Annotated in this window: 1 protein-coding gene; it reads left to right on the forward strand. The window is 65.3% G+C overall.

The window, feature by feature from the left end; translation table 11 throughout:
* Window positions 1–410, forward strand: a 410-nt coding sequence (locus AC1DWF_RS37170) for a substrate-binding domain-containing protein (RefSeq protein WP_476843432.1), incomplete at its 5' end; no start/stop codon positions are given.
* Window positions 411–571 lie beyond the last annotated feature (161 nt).

A 571-nucleotide genomic window follows, 5' to 3' on the forward strand; every position in this document is an offset into this window, starting at 1 on the left:
AGCCCTACCTGTCCCAGGTGCGGGGCATGGGCGCCGACAAGGGCAAGATCCTGGCGACCACCATCGACCATCCCTGCGTGGTCGACACGCTCGCCTTCCAGCCCGCCTTCATCCAGGCAAATCCCGAAGCGGTCAGGCGCATCGTGAAGTCCTGGTACGACGCGCTGGCGATGATCAAGAGCGAGCCCGACCGCTCCTTCGAGATCATGGGCCGCCGCATCAATCAGACCGGCGAGCAGTTCAAGGCCAGCGCGCAATTCATCGAATGGCAGGACCAGGCGATGAACAAGGCCTATGTCGCCGACGGCCTGCCGCAGTTCATGCAGAAGGCGCACCTGGTCCAGCGCGAGACCGGCGTGGTGCGGCAGGACGTGAACCTGGGTCCGCTGCTGAACACCTCCTTCCTCTAGAGCATGATCGCTGCGGGTGGCATCGCCGAAGACGTGGATCATGCTCCCGGACAAGGGGCGTGGGCCTTTGCGGTGAGCTCTTGCGAACCGAAGAGGCTCCGGTGAAGCCACTCGTTCCCGTCTCGGCCGGCGCCCGGGTCCTGCTGGGCGCGGCCTTCTTC

This window comes from Aminobacter sp. P4_D5, assembly GCF_056401815.1.